Here is a 16479-nt window from a genome sequence, read left to right as displayed (position 1 = left end):
ATTCCGGAAATTGGAAATGATTCCAAGGGATTAGGGTAAAGACAAAGGATGGCATATAAACATGTCCTTTTCTACACCTAAGTCAGGAACCTCCAACCCGGAATTTTTTTATGGATTAATTTTGTTAATATGGAAATCCTTTATATATCTATGTTAAATAGGATAATACGGGACAGGTTTCGTTTTTATTTGTATTTCATACTTCTTCTTGACAAGGCGATATGGTAAAATAAACAATTAGGACAGAATTAGGTTTTATGTGAGGATATTCAAGGAGGATTTAAGAAATGTTTGCTAGAGATATTGGGATAGATCTTGGAACAGCCAATGTTCTAATACATGTCAAAGGTAAAGGAATAGTGTTAAATGAGCCTTCGGTAGTAGCCATTGATAAGAATACGAACCGTGTTCTTGCTGTTGGTGATGAGGCTCGTAAAATGGTAGGCCGGACACCAGGAAACATTGTTGCAATTCGCCCTCTAAAAGACGGTGTCATTGCTGACTTCGATGTAACGGAAATGATGCTTAAGCATTTTATAAATAAGTTAAATGTGAAAGGCTTTCTTTCTAAGCCACGGATTTTGATTTGCTGTCCAACAAACATCACGAGTGTTGAACAAAAGGCAATCAAAGAGGCTGCTGAAAAAAGTGGCGGGAAAAAAGTATTCCTTGAAGAAGAACCTAAAGTGGCTGCAATCGGTGCTGGCATGGATATTTTCCAACCAAGCGGTAACATGGTCGTGGATATTGGCGGTGGTACAACGGATATCGCGGTTCTTTCAATGGGGGATATCGTTACGTCTTCTTCAATCAAAATGGCCGGGGATAAATTCGATAATGAAATCTTACACTACGTTAAACGTAAGTATAAGCTCCTAATCGGTGAACGTACAGCTGAAAATATCAAAATGCAGGTTGCGACGGTATTCCCAGGTTCACGCAACGAAGAAATTGATATACGCGGACGTGATATGGTTTCAGGCTTACCTAGGACCATCTCCGTTAACTCGGAAGAAATCGAGGAGGCGCTGCGTGAACAAGTCTCCGTTATCGTACAAGCTGCCAAAGCCGTGCTTGAACGGACACCACCAGAACTTTCTGCTGATATTATTGACCGTGGCGTGATATTAACAGGTGGTGGAGCATTGCTTCATGGCATCGACCTGCTTTTAGCAGAAGAACTTAAAGTCCCTGTACTCGTTGCAGAGCATCCAATGGATTGCGTAGCGATTGGAACGGGAATCATGTTAGATAATATGGATAAATTGCCAAGGCGCAAATTCAATTAAAAAAAGCGGCCGTAAAAAGCTGCATTATAAGATAAGGGTCTAAGGTTCAGACACACATGAAGCATAGTGAAAGTCCGTGCAGTTCTAGTACTGATGAGCAATAGACCCTATTCTTTTAGTTTGGAACTTTAACACTATTCCTTTAAATCTGACCTATCCTAAAACAAGAAATGAATGATTCTGGACCAAGCATTTATTTTCCCCTTAAATACAGACGGTTATATCCGATAAGATACATATAGGAAATGAACGGAATACTTTTGTGGAATGAGGAGTGAAATAAAATGTTAAGAGGTTTTTATACAGCCGCTTCTGGAATGCTTACACAGCAAAGACGCACAGAAATGCTAACGAATAATATCTCCAATGCGAATACAACCGGGTTTAAAGCCGATCAAACCAGTGTACGGTCTTTTCCGGAAATGTTACTTGGCAATATGCAACGTAATGCAATACCTACCGAAAAGAATTTAAGTGTGCCCAAGTTATTGCAAGTGGGCAGTCTTAGTACAGGCGTTTATGTACAAGAAGCGAATCCATTGTTCACACAAGGGACCCTTGAAGAAACGGAGCTTAGTACCGATATTGCCTTAGCAGATGAAAATCTTCCCATCAATGAGGAAACGGGGAAGACAGGGTCGGTCCTTTATACCGTCCAAGATAAAGACGGGCAAATGCGTTATACAAGGGACGGCAGTTTCACTCTGGATGGACAAGGCTATTTGACGAATTCTAAAGGCTATTATGTATTGGATGAGAACAATGAACGGATACAGCTTGAGAATGATCGCTTCACCGTGACCGAAAAGGGAATGATCTTTGAAGGCAATAATCAAGCGGCCCGCCTTGGCATCGGTTATGCAGACGACCCCACTAAACAGCTCGTGAAAGATGGCGAAGGGTTATATAGGGCTGTCGATAATGAATTGCCCAATGCGTATGCAGCAGAAGGATTGACCTTCTCAACGAAACAAGGTTTCCTTGAGGGATCTAATGTCGATCAATCGAGGACGATGACGGAAATGATGTCGGCGTACCGATCTTTTGAAGCGAATCAAAAAGTCCTTCAAGCTTATGATAAGAGTCTCGATAAAGCGGTTAATGAAGTGGGGAAACTCTAATTATGGATTTGTAGAAGGAATCTTTAGGAAATTTGAACAGTAAGGGGAATGTCTATGAATCGAACGATGTTATCCGCGACGAATACACTCAACCAAATTCAAAGTCAAATTGATCAGATCAGCAATAATATTGCTAATGTGGATACCACGGCTTATAAAAAGACGCAAACCAGCTTTAGTGATATGTTAACCCAAAGTTTTAATAATCAGCCGAGTGAGACGAAGGAAATCGGAAGGCTGACCACACCGGGCATTCGTCAAGGAACGGGTGCCAAATTAAATCCATCCCAAATCGTGCTGACACAAGGTTCGCTAAAGAATACCGATCGCAACCTGGATGTGGCATTGACGAAGGAAGATCTATTTTTCACGGTAAACGTACAGGATGACGGAGGGACCAACACTCGTTTAACGAGAGATGGCGCTTTTTATCTTTCTCCTAACGAGGCGAACCCAGATCAAATGATGCTCGTTACCTCAGCCGGACATCAAGTCCTTGATGAATATGGGAATCCGATTCTAATTGATGGCAGCATCAAAGATATTAAGGTTTCGGAAGAAGGTTTATTGAATGTGGATACAGAAGAATATGGAGAGCGAAGCTTCGGTCTTGGTATCGTTTCTGTAAAAAAACCGCAATTCCTGGAACAATTGGGGGGGAATCTGTTGGGGCTCCCGGGCAACCTCGGTGAAATGGGTGTAACGGAAGACGACATCATGACGCTATTGACGGGGGATGACCGTACAGAGATCGCAGTGAAACAAGGTTCACTTGAATCATCAAACGTCGATCTATCAAAAGAGATGACGGATTTGATCAATGCCCAACGTCAATATCAATTTCAATCCCGGGCGATAACGATGGCCGATCAAATGGGTGGACTGATTAATGGGATTCGGTAAGCGCGATAGGGTATAAAATCATGACTTTAGGTTTCATATTGAAGCGTTTTTCATTATACTTTAGCAAAGAGGACCGTTGACGCTCATTCATTTTGACATGGCATGTGATTTGATGCTTCTATTTATGTATAAGCCAAGACGCTTTTATTCGGCGAGTTTTCTGAAAAAAGGAGCTTTTGTATGGGTATGGAACAAAAAAGTGTAATGAGACAAGAAGTGAGTGAAGAGGTCAAGGAAGCAAAAACAACGCAACCGAACCGAAGAATCAAGGTCCGGCTGTTGCCGATCTGGCTGCGTTTACTTATGATCATCGGATTGATATTCATCGCTTTACTTGCCGGTTCACTAATAGGCTATAGTGTGATTGGCGGAGGGCAGGCAACGGATGTTTTCAAGAAATCCACATGGACCCATATTATCGATATTGTAAATGAAGATGCATAGAAATAGTCTGTCGACGCAGTTGCCACCGTTTTAGAAAATTTCAATTGGCAACAACATGCCTCTTCCCTATGTAAGGGAGGGGCGAGTTTTCGTTAAAAGTAGGCAATATCATTATTAGGAGGAAAAGCCATGTTAGATATTACGCAGATAAAGGACATCATTCCCCATCGTTACCCTTTTTTATTAGTTGACCGGATTATTGAAGTGGAAGATGGGAAAAGAGCTGTAGGATTAAAAAATGTATCAGCCAATGAAGAATTTTTCAATGGCCACTTTCCGGATTACCCTGTTATGCCGGGTGTATTGATTGTGGAGGCGTTAGCGCAAGTAGGTGCTGTAGCTGTATTGAAACAAGAAGAATTTAAAGGGCGGCTGGCCTTTTTTGCAGGAATCGATAACTGTCGTTTCAAGCGCCAGGTAAAACCGGGAGATCAACTCCGCCTCGAAGTAGAAATTATTCGGTTAAGGGGATCGGTTGGTAAAGGAAAAGCGGTCGCGACAGTAGATGGCGAAGTTGCCTGTGAAACGGAAATCATGTTCGCTTTTGGAGATAAATAAGCTTAAAAGGGCTAAACATGGCCATTTTGAGCAAGAATGTTTAAGAAGAACGAATTAGGTGTACATAATACATATACGATGCAGATGATAGCTACAATGATTGCAGTTAGTTGTTTACAACCATTTTTTCTCCCTTTGATGCCGGACATTTATGTCCGGCATCTTTTATATGCAGAAGTTCAAGCATATTTTACTAATTAAAAATAAGGCGCAAGTTATTTTTACATTCGGGCAAAATACTAAATGATAAAGAATGAAGGGAGGTTACCTACTCATGATGAAGAAAAGACTTTATGCGCTAATCGGGGGATCTTTGATGTCTGCCATGTTCCTTGCTGGATGTGGAAATGATGATGACAACAATCCTGCACCCGAGAATGACAACATGATCGAAGAAAATCAAAATGATGGTGTCGATGATAATGGAGGCACTGGAAACGATAATAACAATCTTGATACGGATAACGACGGTATGATCGAAAATGATGATACGATGAATGGCGACGACAATAACAATACAACGAACAACAACAATGATTCTGACGATTTAATTGAAGATGCTGAGAAAAAAGGCGAAGATAACAAATAAAAGGCATATAAAGAGGACTGGCTTAGCAATGGCGGGTGTTATTCCCTTCAGCTAAGCCAGTTTTTTATTTTATGGACGATTTATAGGTGGCCAGTTTAGGTCTGGATTTAATTTTTTTCTTGAATTCCCTGATTAAATCCTCGCCCTCCAAGCCTTTATAGACTAAATCCTCAAGAAGAAGTTCTGCATATTTTGTGTGGTTTTTTTTGATATGGCCGACAAATAAAAGGCTATAGTGACCATCGACTTTTTTAATGGTGCGCAGGACGGTATCGAATAAAGCGGGTTCATTGTCTTTTTTCGTTATAACAGCCTGAATGGTCACTTCTCCATCAATATCAGGAAGTGAGGATGCAAACTCATGAAAATGTTTTTCTGCCACAAAGGCCTCTAGGAGCCACGAGCTGATATCATTTTCTTTATTAATGATGAGTCCATCGGCTAAGGGTATATCAATTAATCGTGAATCCTCTGTAACAATCTGTAGATAGATTAATTTGAAAGATTTCATTAAATACCTCCATTCCTTGCCTTTATGAAGAAGACAGTCAAATGCCCATTTATCCCTGTTAATTCCTTTTAAAGGTAATTATATCATACTAGAATATTTTGATTTTTTAAAATGATAAACCTAAAAATACGCTAAAAGTAAAAAAAAGTCCAAATTGATAGGTTTAAGCTTTTTAGTAAACAAGTTTTCTGCAAAAAAGAGTTATGGGTGTAATATAACGTTTTTTAAAGCTAAAATGAGTGGCATTCGTCCATTTTGTCGATTTCCCCTTTTTAAAAGAAAATCTTATGATTAGATCATGAAAGGAAAGGAGGAAGAAGATGATCAATCAGGTAACCCTTGTCGGACGATTGACGAAGGATCCCGAATTAAGGTATACGCCAGATGGCAAGGCGGTTTCCAATATTACTTTAGCTGTGAACCGTAATTTTCGTAATAATGCGGGGGATTACGAGGCTGACTTTGTACACTGTACCCTTTGGAAAAGAACAGCCGAAAATACAGCACAATATTGTAAAAAAGGTTCGATTGTCGGGGTTACTGGCAGAATTCAAACGAGGAGATATGACAACCAAGAGGGTAAAAAAGTATATGTCACCGAAGTTATTGCCGAGCTGGTTCAATTCATAGGGACTAAGCAACAGAATGATGGCAAGGCAAAGGAATTCGAACATATTGGTTTATAGCTTACTTGGAGGTGAAGCATGAGTGAAAAAAATGGAATGCTTTCCAACGGGCAACAGCGAAACCGACTCCTGTTCAGTTCGATGCAGGATAAGCAACGAGTAGAACAACTCATTGGCGACTTAATTGGACATGTGGCCAAGACCCATGTCCAAACGAAAGAGAATGAAGATGAGTTGAAACACCTCAGGTTAAAGGTAGCCCAATTAGAATCGTATAACAAGTATTTATATGAGCATAATGAAAAATTAGACAAACGGGTTACAAATTTAGAACAAATCAGTGAACGTATAAAAAGCGGCACCCTTCAAAAAGCATAATAATACTGGGCAAGTCCCTGTAATTTTTCTCTTTCCCCAAAGCCGACCAGGCTTTTCCCCCGTAAGTTTCTCCGAATCCTCTCCTAAAATGGAATCGAAAAGCATGATTCCTCCTCTTTTTAGAATGACTGTACACGTACAGTCATTCTTTTCTGTGGGCTAATACTATTGTACTAATTAAAAATATAATTCTGTTAAGTTGGAATTTTAAGAAAATATATTGTAAAATTTTAATTTTGATGTAATAATAAACCAAATAATATTAAAAATGTAAACTAGAGATATATGGGAAGTGATGTAATGAGTGTTCCAATTATTGAAGTCAACGGGTTACGAACGAGCTTTCGTACTGACGATGGAGAGATTCCTGTCGTGAATTCCATCGATTTTCATATCAATCCTGGTGAGGTGTTAGGAATTGTCGGGGAATCGGGCTGTGGGAAGAGTGTAACCTCTTTGTCGATCATGGGGCTTGTGCCTTCGCCTACCGGTAAGGTAGAAGGGGAAATATTGTTTAAGGGAAGTAACATTGCCAACGCATCTGAAGCTAAAATGCGAAAGATTCGGGGAAATGAAATCGCTATGATCTTCCAGGAACCAATGACAAGCTTGAATCCTGTCTTTACAATTGGAGAACAATTGGTGGAGACACTTCGGATACATAGAAAATGGAATAAAAAACAGGCCCGCCAAAGAGCGGTCGAAATGTTGAAGTTGGTTGGGCTTGGACGAGCCGAAGAACTGATAGATGAATACCCTCATCAGCTTTCGGGCGGGATGAGACAGCGTGTCATGATTGCCATGGCCATGATTTGTGAGCCAAAGCTACTTATAGCGGACGAGCCGACCACGGCCTTGGATGTCACGATTCAAGCCCAGATTTTAGAATTGATGAAGAACCTGAACAAGGAGACTGATACAGCAATCATGATGATCACCCATGACCTTGGTGTAGTGGCACAAATGTGTGAGCGTGTCATAGTCATGTATGCCGGCAGGGTGGTCGAGGAAGGAAAAGTGCAAACGGTTTTTCAAAACCCGAAGCATCCGTATACGATTGGCCTCCTGCAATCGATTCCTGATATGCGCGTAAAGAAGGAACGGCTTTATTCAATCCCTGGAAATGTGCCAAAACCGGGAACGAGCAAACTTGGCTGCCAGTTTGCCCCTCGCTGTTCTCATGCGATGGAGCAATGCCTGAATGAAACCCCGTCTCTTCTGGCTTTTGATGAAGGGCAACAAGTGCGTTGTTGGCTGTATGAAGATGCGAAAGGAGCACCATTGCATGACTCAACCATTAGTTAAGGTAGAAAATCTGAAGAAGCATTTCCCAATCAAAGGGGGAGTGCTCGGTAAAACGATCGGCGAGGTGAAAGCCGTCGATGGCTTGTCATTCTCCATAAACAAAGGGGAGACGCTTGGCCTTGTCGGTGAAAGCGGATGCGGTAAATCGACGACGGGCAGACTTCTGCTTCGATTACTCGAGCCAAGTGAAGGTAATGTCTACTTTGAGGGTAAGGACCTGACGACACTATCCACCCGTGAAATGAGGAAGATGCGCCGTGAAATGCAAATGGTCTTTCAAGATCCATTCGCCTCGCTCAATCCTAGGCACACGGTTGAAAAGATATTGGAAGAACCACTCATCGTCCATGGTGTCAAAGATAAGAAAGAACGGAAAAAGCGTGTGCAGGAGCTACTTAAGGTTGTTGGGTTAAGCAGTTACCATGCCAAACGATACCCACATCAGTTCAGTGGTGGTCAGAGGCAACGTATTGGCATCGCCAGGGCACTAGCCGTCAATCCAAAGCTGATTATCGCGGATGAGCCTGTTTCGGCTTTGGATGTTTCCATTCAAGCACAGGTGTTAAATCTCCTACAAGATTTGCAGAGGGATTTTGACCTCACTTATCTATTCATTGCCCATGATCTCGGAGTCGTCAGGCATATCTCGGATCGGGTAGGCGTGATGTATCTAGGACATATTGTTGAATTGACGGAAAGTGAAGGGCTTTATGAAGATCCGCTACATCCGTATACACAAGCCTTACTATCGGCGGTTCCGATTCCGGATGTAGAGTATAAGGGCGACAGGGTCATATTGCAGGGCGATGTCCCGAGTCCATCCAACCCGCCTAGCGGATGCACATTCCATACAAGGTGCCCGAAAGCGATGCCAGAATGCAAGACTGTAAAACCAATTTTACAGGAACACAAACCAGGTCACTACGTCTCTTGTCATTTATATAATTGATAGGACGTATACATAAATTTACAGAAAATAAGGGGGAAGAATATGAAGAAGACATTAGCTTTATTGTTAACCAGTATTTTAGCCATTTCACTTGCGCTTGCTGGCTGTTCATCATCGACATCGAAAGATAAGGATGATGAAAAAGGCGGCTCAAGCGAGGCAAAGGGTGGCGGGGTTTTAATATACGGTAAAGGCGGAGATGCGGTTTCACTTGATCCTGCTATCGTAACGGATGGCGAGTCTTATATCGTCACACAGCAAATCTATGAAACACTTGTGAAATACGGAGAAGATAATACGGAAATCGAACCGGGCCTTGCAGAGTCATGGGAAGTTTCCGAAGATGCGAAAACTTACACGTTCAAGCTGAAAACGGGCATTAAGTTCCACGATGGCACGGATTTCAACGCGGAAGCGGTCGTTAAGAACTTTCAGCGCTGGGCAACAAGTAAGGATGAAGCGAAATTTGCTTACTATGCTTCCATGTTCGGTGGCTTTGAAGGTGACGAAGGCCACGTGATTAAAGAAGTAAAAGCTCTTGATGATAGCACAGTGGAATTCACACTAGTACGCCCACAAGCACCATTCTTGAAAAACGTTGCGATGTCACCATTTGCCATTGCAAGTCCAACGGCAGTTGAGAAAGATGGAGACAATTTCGGCAAGAATCCGTCTGGAACGGGTCCTTTCAAGTTCAAATCATGGAAACCAGGCGACACGATTGAAGTCGTGAAAAATGAAGACTATTGGCAAGAAGGATTGCCAAAACTTGATGGTATCACGTTTAAAGTCATCAAAGATAACTCGGCTCGTTTGAATGCAGCAATCAAAGGTGAAGTCGACCTAATGGACGGATTGAACCCAAGTGATATCAGCAAAGTGACAGGGGACAAAAACCTTCAAATCTTTGAACGTCCATCCATGAACGTTGGCTACTTTGGATTTAACGTTGAAAAAGCGCCATTCGATAAAAAGGAAGTGCGTCAAGCCATTTCCCATTTGATCAACAAACAGGAAATCATCGATAACTTCTTTGAAGGAACGGCTGAGCCTGCGAAGAACCCGATGCCACCATCCGTCTCTGGATACAATGATGAAATTGAAGACTATGATTACAACGTAGAAAAGGCAAAAGAACTTTTGAAAAAGGCTGGTCTTGAAGATGGATTCAAAATGGATCTATGGGCCATGCCGGTACCACGTCCATATATGCCTGATGGACAAAAAGTCGCTGAAGCCATTCAAGCAAGTCTGAAACAAGTCAATATTGAAGCCAATATCATGACGTATGAGTGGGCTGCATACTTGGAAAAAGTACAAGCCGGTGAAGCTCCTTCATTCATGCTTGGCTGGACTGGTGATAATGGAGATGCCGATAACTTCCTTTATACATTATTGGATAAAGATACAATCGGCTCGAACAACTACTCTCGCTATGCAAACGAAGAAGTGCATAAATTATTGATTGAAGCTCAATCTACTGCAGATGAAGCAAAACGTAATGAGCTATACGGAAAAGCACAGGAAATCATACATGAAGAAGCACCTTGGGTACCACTTGTACATTCGTTGCCACAATTAGCTGGTACTAAGACAATCAAAGGATTCGTTCCGCATCCTACAGGTTCTCAGTCTCTAATTAACGTGTCAATCGAAAATTAATTGTACGGACCGGGGGGTATGAATGTATGCTCCCCGGTTTTGTCATGTGAATTAAAGATTTAAAGAATGAAGGGCGATTAAAAGCCCATGTGTAAAAAAGGCAGGTGAGTGTTTTGTTTTCCTATACCATAAGACGTTTGGGTTCTCTCATTCCGGTGCTTCTCGGAATGGCGTTTATTGTATTCATGATGATTCGGGCGATACCGGGAAACCCCGCCCAGGTAATATTAGGGCAGCAGGCAACGAAAGAAGCCGTCGCTGCCATGACAAAGGAGCTTGGTTTGGACCAACCATGGTTCATTCAGTTCTGGGATTACTTAATTGGCCTGTTAACAGGCAATCTGGGGGTTTCTCTAAAAACGAATACCCCTGTTTCAGAGGAAATTTGGCCTTACTTGACGGCCACGATGGAATTGGCCCTGATTGCGATGATCATAGCGGTTATCATCGGCGTAAATGCCGGAATCATCTCGGCATGGTTCCAAAATTCCTGGTTTGATTATACGGCCATGATCGTCGCCTTAATTGGCGTATCGATGCCGATATTCTGGCTTGGTCTTATGGAACAGTATCTCGTTGCGATTCAGTGGGACTTGCTTCCAACAACTGGACGGGACAATATAAGAGACCCTGTGGAAGCGATAACGGGCTTTTATTTAATAGATACTCTTGTTTCCGGTAGGTTCGATCAATTTATTGAAGTGGTGAAACATCTTATCTTACCGGGAATTGCACTTGCAACCATCCCGATGGCGATCATTGCGAGAATGACACGCTCATCCATGCTAGAAATCATGAGGTCCGATTTCATCCGGACGGCTCGCGCGAAGGGCATGAAAATGTTCTGGGTGGTTTATAAGCACTCCCTGAAAAATGCTTTAATTCCAGTGGTCACCGTTATCGGTCTGCAAACGGGTCTACTATTGGGTGGCGCAATTTTAACGGAAACCATCTTTGGATGGCCGGGTATTGGAACATATATCTATGAAGCTATCCTTTACCGGGATTATCCGGTCATTCAATCGGGAATTCTCGTCATCGCCTTTTTGTTCGTCATGATTAACTTGATTGTGGACCTTTTGTATGCAGCGATTGATCCTAGGATTAAATATAAATAGGGAGGATATCTCATGGCTGAAATTGTTACGAATACACCGCCGATCATTCCCCCTCAAGAGGTAGAGGAAAAAGCCATTTCTCCCTGGAAGGAAGGTTGGAAAAGCTTCAAGAAAAATAAGGTTGCCCTGGTTGGCCTCGGCATTGTCCTATTTTTCATTATACTGGCTATTTTCGCCCCGCTTATTGCACCCTATTCCTACGAAGGGCAGAAGCTCAGCGATAAACATTTGTCCCCTTCGTCAGAGCATTGGTTTGGCACGGATGAATTCGGCCGCGATATCTTGAGCCGAATCATCTATGGCTCTCGTTTATCTCTATGGGTCGGCTTTTTATCAGTGGCCGGTTCTGTAGTGGTCGGATCTTTCCTCGGCATCATTGCCGGGTATTATGGCAAGTGGATCGACACGATCATTTCGAGGCTGTTTGACATTGTACTGGCGTTTCCGAGCATCCTGCTAGCCATAGCGGTTGTTGCCGTATTGGGACCATCCCTGCGCAATGCGCTCATCGCGATTGCAATCGTCAATGTGCCTACGTTCGGTAGACTTTTACGATCACGGGTTCTGACTGTAAAAGAAGAGGAGTATGTAACGGCCGCTAAGGCGATTGGTATGGGGGATGGCCGGATTTTGATTCACCACGTCCTGCCGAATAGCCTTGCGCCCATCATCGTTCAGGGGACTTTAGCGATAGCGACCGCCATCATTGAGTGTGCGGCGCTTGGATTCCTTGGGCTCGGTGCACAACCACCTTCACCAGAATGGGGAAAAATGCTTGCTGATTCAAGACAGTTCATCATTCAGGCGCCTTGGACCGTTCTATTCCCAGGGATCGCCATCATGTTGACCGTACTTGGCTTCAACCTGATGGGCGATGGCCTACGTGATGCATTGGATCCAAGAATGAAAAACTAAAGAGGAAGAGGCGATGATTTTCGGAATCATCGCCTTTTTTGTGTTTTGATATTTTCCATAAACTCTTAATGATGACAGGTATTGAAAAATAAACATATTATACTAGAGTCTTCTAGGAAAATAGTGACTATTATCTCTTAAATTCATGATAAAGGATGTGATACTTTTATACCTATAAGGAAAAATATAGAAAATTCTAATTTTATAGGAGGAATCGTTCATTGATTAAACGCATTTTGCCCATTCTAGCAATCTTTCTATTAGTATTTACAGCAACGGTTTCCGCTGCCAATCTTCCTGATCCTTCGATTGGAAAGAATGCGGGACAGAAAAATCAGGAAAGTATCCTGAAGTTGAAGAAAGAAGAGACAGATAAGAAGTACAAAACTGATGAAAAGGTCAGGGTAATCGTACAGATGAAGGAAGCCCCGGCCATTGAATATGCCTCTAAGGAAGGTAAACGATTTAAAGACCTTTCTAAAAGCAAAAGGGAAGAATTGAAGTCTAAAAAACTATCAGGCCAGAAAAAAGTGAAAAATAAAGTAAAAGAGAAGAAGATAGCTTTAAAGGAATTTGAAAGTTTTACGACAGTCTTGAATGGGTTCAGTGCAGAGCTACAATATGGAGAAGTCAAAGAAGTGGCAGCCTTGCCTGAAGTGGCTGAAGTACATATTGCGAATGAATATAAACGCCCTGTTGAAAAACCGGATATGGTATATAGCAAGGAACTGGTCCAAGCCCAGGAAGCTTGGCGGGAGTACGGCTATACGGGGGAAGGGATGGTCGTCGGGATCATTGATACCGGGATTGACCCATCTCACCGTGACATGATCCTCAGTGACGCTTCAAAGGCGGAACTGACGAAAACGGAAGTCAGTGAAATGATACAAGCCAACCAGTTACTTGGAAAGTATTATACGGAAAAGGTCCCTTACGGATATAACTATATGGATGACAATCAAGAAATCCTCGACCTTGCTGAGGGAGCTTCGATGCATGGGATGCACGTTGCCGGGACAGCAGCGGCTAATGGGGATGAAGAGAATGGCGGCATTAAAGGGGTGGCCCCTGAAGCCCAGCTGTTAGCTTTGAAGGTGTTCGGGAATGACCCTGCTGTGAAGACGACCTGGGGGGATATTTACATCAAGGCCATTGATGATGCCATTATTCTTGGGGCAGATGTCTTGAACATGAGTCTTGGTTCGACGGCAGGCTTCGTCTCAGAGGAAGATCCTGAGCAACAGGCCGTATCAAGGGCCGTGGAAAATGGAATCGTGATGTCGATTTCGGCAGGAAACTCTGCCCACTTCGGAAATGGGTTCGCGAATCCATGGGCAACGAATCCAGACATCGGCATAGCGGGTTCTCCGGGACTTGCCTATGATTCGCTTCAAGTGGCATCGATTGAAAACAACTATCTTGATTTAGATGCTGCTACCTATCAGTTGAACGGACAGGAAGGGAAAGCACCGTTCATGTCGGCTTCCGGTGTGCATCCTAACGCTTTAAAGGAAAAGACGCACGAACTAGTCGATGCAGGCCTTGGAACCCCTGAGGAGCTAGCCAAGGTGGATGTCAAAGGCAAGTTTGCCCTTATCGAACGTGGGGGAATCACCTTTATCGAAAAAGCGCAAAATGCTCAGAATGCAGGAGCAACAGGTGTCATCATCTATAACAATGCCGATGGATACGTATCCATGGCAACAGAGCCTAGCATAACGATTCCACAGCTATTCATGCTTAAATCGGATGGTGCGAAGCTACAAGCCGCCTTATCGGAAGGTGAAAAAGTGACGCTCACTTTCAAGGGGGATAAGGTGAAATCAGCTAATCCCGAGGCTGGGAAAATGAGTGCCTTTACTTCATGGGGCGTCGCACCGAACCTTGATTTCAAACCGGAAATCACAGCGCCGGGCGGACAAATCTATTCGACATTGAACAATGATGAATACGGCATGATGAGCGGTACATCGATGGCGGCTCCTCACGTAGCGGGAGGCTCTGCCCTCGTATTGGAAAGAGTCGATAAAGACTTGAATGCAAGAGGGTTCGACCGGGCAAACCTGGCCAAAAACCTAATGATGAATACCTCTCGACCTGTAACCGATCAAGGCATGGTCAATGCTGCATTCGGATGGGATATTCCCTACTCGCCGCGCAGGCAGGGAGCCGGGATCATGCAATTGAATTCCGCGTTGGCTACGCCGGTGGTTGTGACCGAGGCATTTACGAATGTAGCGAAGGTTGCATTGAAAGAGGTAGGAAACACGTTCGCTTTTACTTTGAAGGTTGAAAATATAAGTGACGAAGCGGTCAAATATGATGTATTGGGGAATATCCAAACAGACTATTCGATTCAGGGACAGTTAGGTTATGCAGCCAATCAATTAGAAGCACAGGAAATTCAGGATGCTACGATAAAAATCAATAACCGTGAACAAGAAGAAATCACTATACCTGCAAAGAAATCGGTCAACATTGAAGTGAAGGTGGACCTATCCAAGGCTAAGGTGCTTGGGGACGACCTCCAGACGCCAGTCGCAATCGATAAGGTCTTTCCAAATGGGTACTTTGTTGAAGGGTTCGTGACACTGAAAGACCCGGCAGACAATAATCCAGAACTGAACATTCCATATGTAGGGTTCAAAGGAGAATGGGACAAGGCACCTATCTTGGACGGAACGAAATATGATGAAGAATCATACTACGGCATGGCTGGGGCGGTATCAACTGCAGGTGAAGACTTTACCTACCTGGGTTATGAGCCGGTTGGAAAGATATTTGACCGGAAATATATCGCGATCTCCCCGAATGGCGATGGAGCGCAGGATGATTTTATCCCGATTCTATCATTCTTGAGAAATGCGAAAAAAGTAGAATACAGCATCATGGATGCTGCGAAAAAATCGGTCCGGACAATCCGTACGGAGAATCAGGTGCGGAAGGACTATTATGACGGCGGAAGCGGGACGGCCTATACGTTAGACCCCGCCCGTAAATGGGAGGGCAAAATCAATAATAAGCTCGTTGCAGACGGTGAATATATCTATGAAGTCAAAGCAGTGATCGATTACGCGGGAGCTAAATGGCAGACGTTTGAAATCCCTGTCAAAGTCGATACAGTGGCACCTACGGTCAAGATTTCAAAAAGTGGCAAGGTGGTCGCCATTGAAGGATCGGATAATGCCAATGGATCAGGCTTGGCGTATTACGATGTACAGATAGACGGGAAATCAATCATAACGGAACCGCTTGCTGCGGATACAAAAGAATATACTCTGCCGGATGTTAAGGGTGAGAAAGTACAGGTTGTTGCCATAGACTTCGCAGGTAATGAAAAGACAGCTGAAGCGGACTTGACTCAGGATACGGAGCCGGTTGAAAAAGATAAAGCGGCCCCATCCGTCTTTATCACGAGTCCTGAAGTGTTGAGCGTGACCAATACGAAGAATGTGACGATTACGGGGTACATTAAAGAGGCATCTGGCATCAAGGAATTCAAGATCGACGATAAAAATGTCCCAGTGAAGTATAATGAAGAGAAGAAACAATACGAATTCTCGTATAAAAAGAAATACAATGACGGCGTCCAAAGCTTCGTGGTTAAAGCAACGGACATAGTTGGTAATACAATTTCCTTCAAACGGATGTTCATGGTGGACACAAAGAAACCAAGCTTGAAGGTCAAAGGAGCACCCCTGATGGTAGGGGCCAAAAAACCGAACCCGAAAGTGGATGTGACCGTCGAGGACAACTTCGATGAAATCCGCCTTTACTTGAACGGAAGTGAAGTATTCTATCATGAATTTAAAGAACCGTACAAAATGCGTTCTTTTAAAGAAACGATAGAGGATGTTGAGTTGCCACTTGAAGTGGGCAACAATACATTCGAATGGAAGGTCACGGATATTGCCGGAAATGAGACGAAGAAAACGACCTACATCTATAAAGCGAAACGATAATAGAATGGCAGCTCCCTTTTTACAGAGGGGGCTGCTTTTCTTATGTTTTAGGCTGCGTTGCACCCTTTCAAGCGTTTTATGGATTATTACGTTGCTTATAACGTAATCCAAGAGAAGCATTCTTTTTTTGAAATAGAGAAGGAAAATAA

15 protein-coding genes are annotated in these 16479 nt (G+C 43.2%); 14 read left to right on the top strand and 1 reads right to left on the bottom strand.

Annotation, left to right across the window (positions count from 1 at the left end; genetic code table 11):
• The first annotated feature begins 287 nt into the window (after positions 1-287).
• The 6 genes from mreB to ACIQXH_RS13945 all read left to right on the top strand — a co-directional run bounded on the left by mreB (position 288) and on the right by ACIQXH_RS13945 (position 4904).
• The gene (mreB, locus tag ACIQXH_RS13970) at positions 288-1289 is read left to right on the top strand and encodes a rod shape-determining protein (protein WP_402870397.1); all 1002 of its coding nucleotides are present in this window, start codon (positions 288-290) and stop codon (positions 1287-1289) included.
• Between the two features lie 284 nt (positions 1290-1573).
• Positions 1574-2410 carry a flagellar hook-basal body protein gene (locus ACIQXH_RS13965; RefSeq protein WP_403124140.1) on the top strand — a complete coding sequence of 279 codons (837 nt, stop codon included), beginning with the start codon at positions 1574-1576 and terminating at the stop codon, positions 2408-2410.
• Positions 2411-2464: 54 nt separating this feature from the next.
• On the top strand, positions 2465-3313 hold the full coding sequence (locus ACIQXH_RS13960; RefSeq protein ID WP_403124137.1) for a flagellar hook-basal body protein: 849 nt from the start codon (positions 2465-2467) through the stop codon (positions 3311-3313).
• A 180-nt stretch (positions 3314-3493) separates the two neighbouring features.
• Positions 3494-3757 carry a DNA-directed RNA polymerase subunit beta gene (locus ACIQXH_RS13955; RefSeq protein ID WP_402870404.1) on the top strand — a complete coding sequence of 88 codons (264 nt, stop codon included), beginning with the start codon at positions 3494-3496 and terminating at the stop codon, positions 3755-3757.
• Positions 3758-3886: 129 nt separating this feature from the next.
• Positions 3887-4315, top strand: coding sequence for a 3-hydroxyacyl-ACP dehydratase FabZ (fabZ, locus tag ACIQXH_RS13950; protein WP_402870407.1), 429 nt, complete (start codon positions 3887-3889; stop codon positions 4313-4315).
• A gap of 274 nt (positions 4316-4589) precedes the next feature.
• Positions 4590-4904 (top strand): hypothetical protein, encoded by a 315-nt coding sequence (locus tag ACIQXH_RS13945; RefSeq protein WP_402990451.1) that lies wholly within the window; start codon positions 4590-4592, stop codon positions 4902-4904.
• A gap of 64 nt (positions 4905-4968) precedes the next feature.
• On the opposite strand, the gene ACIQXH_RS13940 is transcribed toward ACIQXH_RS13945, so the two are convergent.
• On the bottom strand, positions 4969-5415 hold the full coding sequence (locus ACIQXH_RS13940) for a YwpF family protein (protein WP_402870411.1): 447 nt from the start codon (positions 5413-5415) through the stop codon (positions 4969-4971).
• Between the two features lie 320 nt (positions 5416-5735).
• On the opposite strand from ACIQXH_RS13940, the gene ssb reads away from it, so the two are divergent.
• The 8 genes from ssb (at position 5736) to ACIQXH_RS13900 (ending at position 16330) form a co-directional block, all read left to right on the top strand.
• Positions 5736-6101: a single-stranded DNA-binding protein gene (gene ssb / locus ACIQXH_RS13935; RefSeq protein ID WP_403124134.1), complete on the top strand. Its 366-nt coding sequence runs from the start codon at positions 5736-5738 to the stop codon at positions 6099-6101.
• 18 nt (positions 6102-6119) lie between these two features.
• A complete protein-coding gene (locus ACIQXH_RS13930; RefSeq protein WP_402870416.1) occupies positions 6120-6419 on the top strand; it encodes a hypothetical protein in 300 nt (99 codons plus the stop codon).
• A 300-nt stretch (positions 6420-6719) separates the two neighbouring features.
• Positions 6720-7724, top strand: a complete 1005-nt coding sequence (locus tag ACIQXH_RS13925; RefSeq protein WP_402870419.1) for an ABC transporter ATP-binding protein — start codon at positions 6720-6722, stop codon at positions 7722-7724.
• Positions 7705-8673, top strand: coding sequence for an ABC transporter ATP-binding protein (locus ACIQXH_RS13920; RefSeq protein ID WP_402954822.1), 969 nt, complete (start codon positions 7705-7707; stop codon positions 8671-8673). The genes ACIQXH_RS13925 and ACIQXH_RS13920 overlap by 20 nt, the downstream gene beginning before the upstream one ends.
• A gap of 42 nt (positions 8674-8715) precedes the next feature.
• On the top strand, positions 8716-10335 hold the full coding sequence (locus ACIQXH_RS13915; protein ID WP_402954819.1) for an ABC transporter substrate-binding protein: 1620 nt from the start codon (positions 8716-8718) through the stop codon (positions 10333-10335).
• Positions 10336-10448: 113 nt separating this feature from the next.
• Positions 10449-11453: an ABC transporter permease gene (locus tag ACIQXH_RS13910; protein WP_402871314.1), complete on the top strand. Its 1005-nt coding sequence runs from the start codon at positions 10449-10451 to the stop codon at positions 11451-11453.
• A gap of 12 nt (positions 11454-11465) precedes the next feature.
• Complete coding sequence (locus tag ACIQXH_RS13905) at positions 11466-12368, top strand: ABC transporter permease (RefSeq protein WP_402870427.1); 903 nt, start codon at positions 11466-11468, stop codon at positions 12366-12368.
• Between the two features lie 221 nt (positions 12369-12589).
• Positions 12590-16330, top strand: a complete 3741-nt coding sequence (locus ACIQXH_RS13900; RefSeq protein ID WP_403124129.1) for a S8 family serine peptidase — start codon at positions 12590-12592, stop codon at positions 16328-16330.
• Positions 16331-16479: the final 149 nt, after the last annotated feature.

It is taken from the genome of Peribacillus sp. NPDC097225 (assembly GCF_044761955.1).
Lineage (GTDB): Bacteria > Bacillota > Bacilli > Bacillales > DSM-1321 > Peribacillus.
The sequence above is the reverse complement of the archived record's forward strand: the minus strand, read 5'-3'. Positions and strand labels throughout refer to the sequence as shown.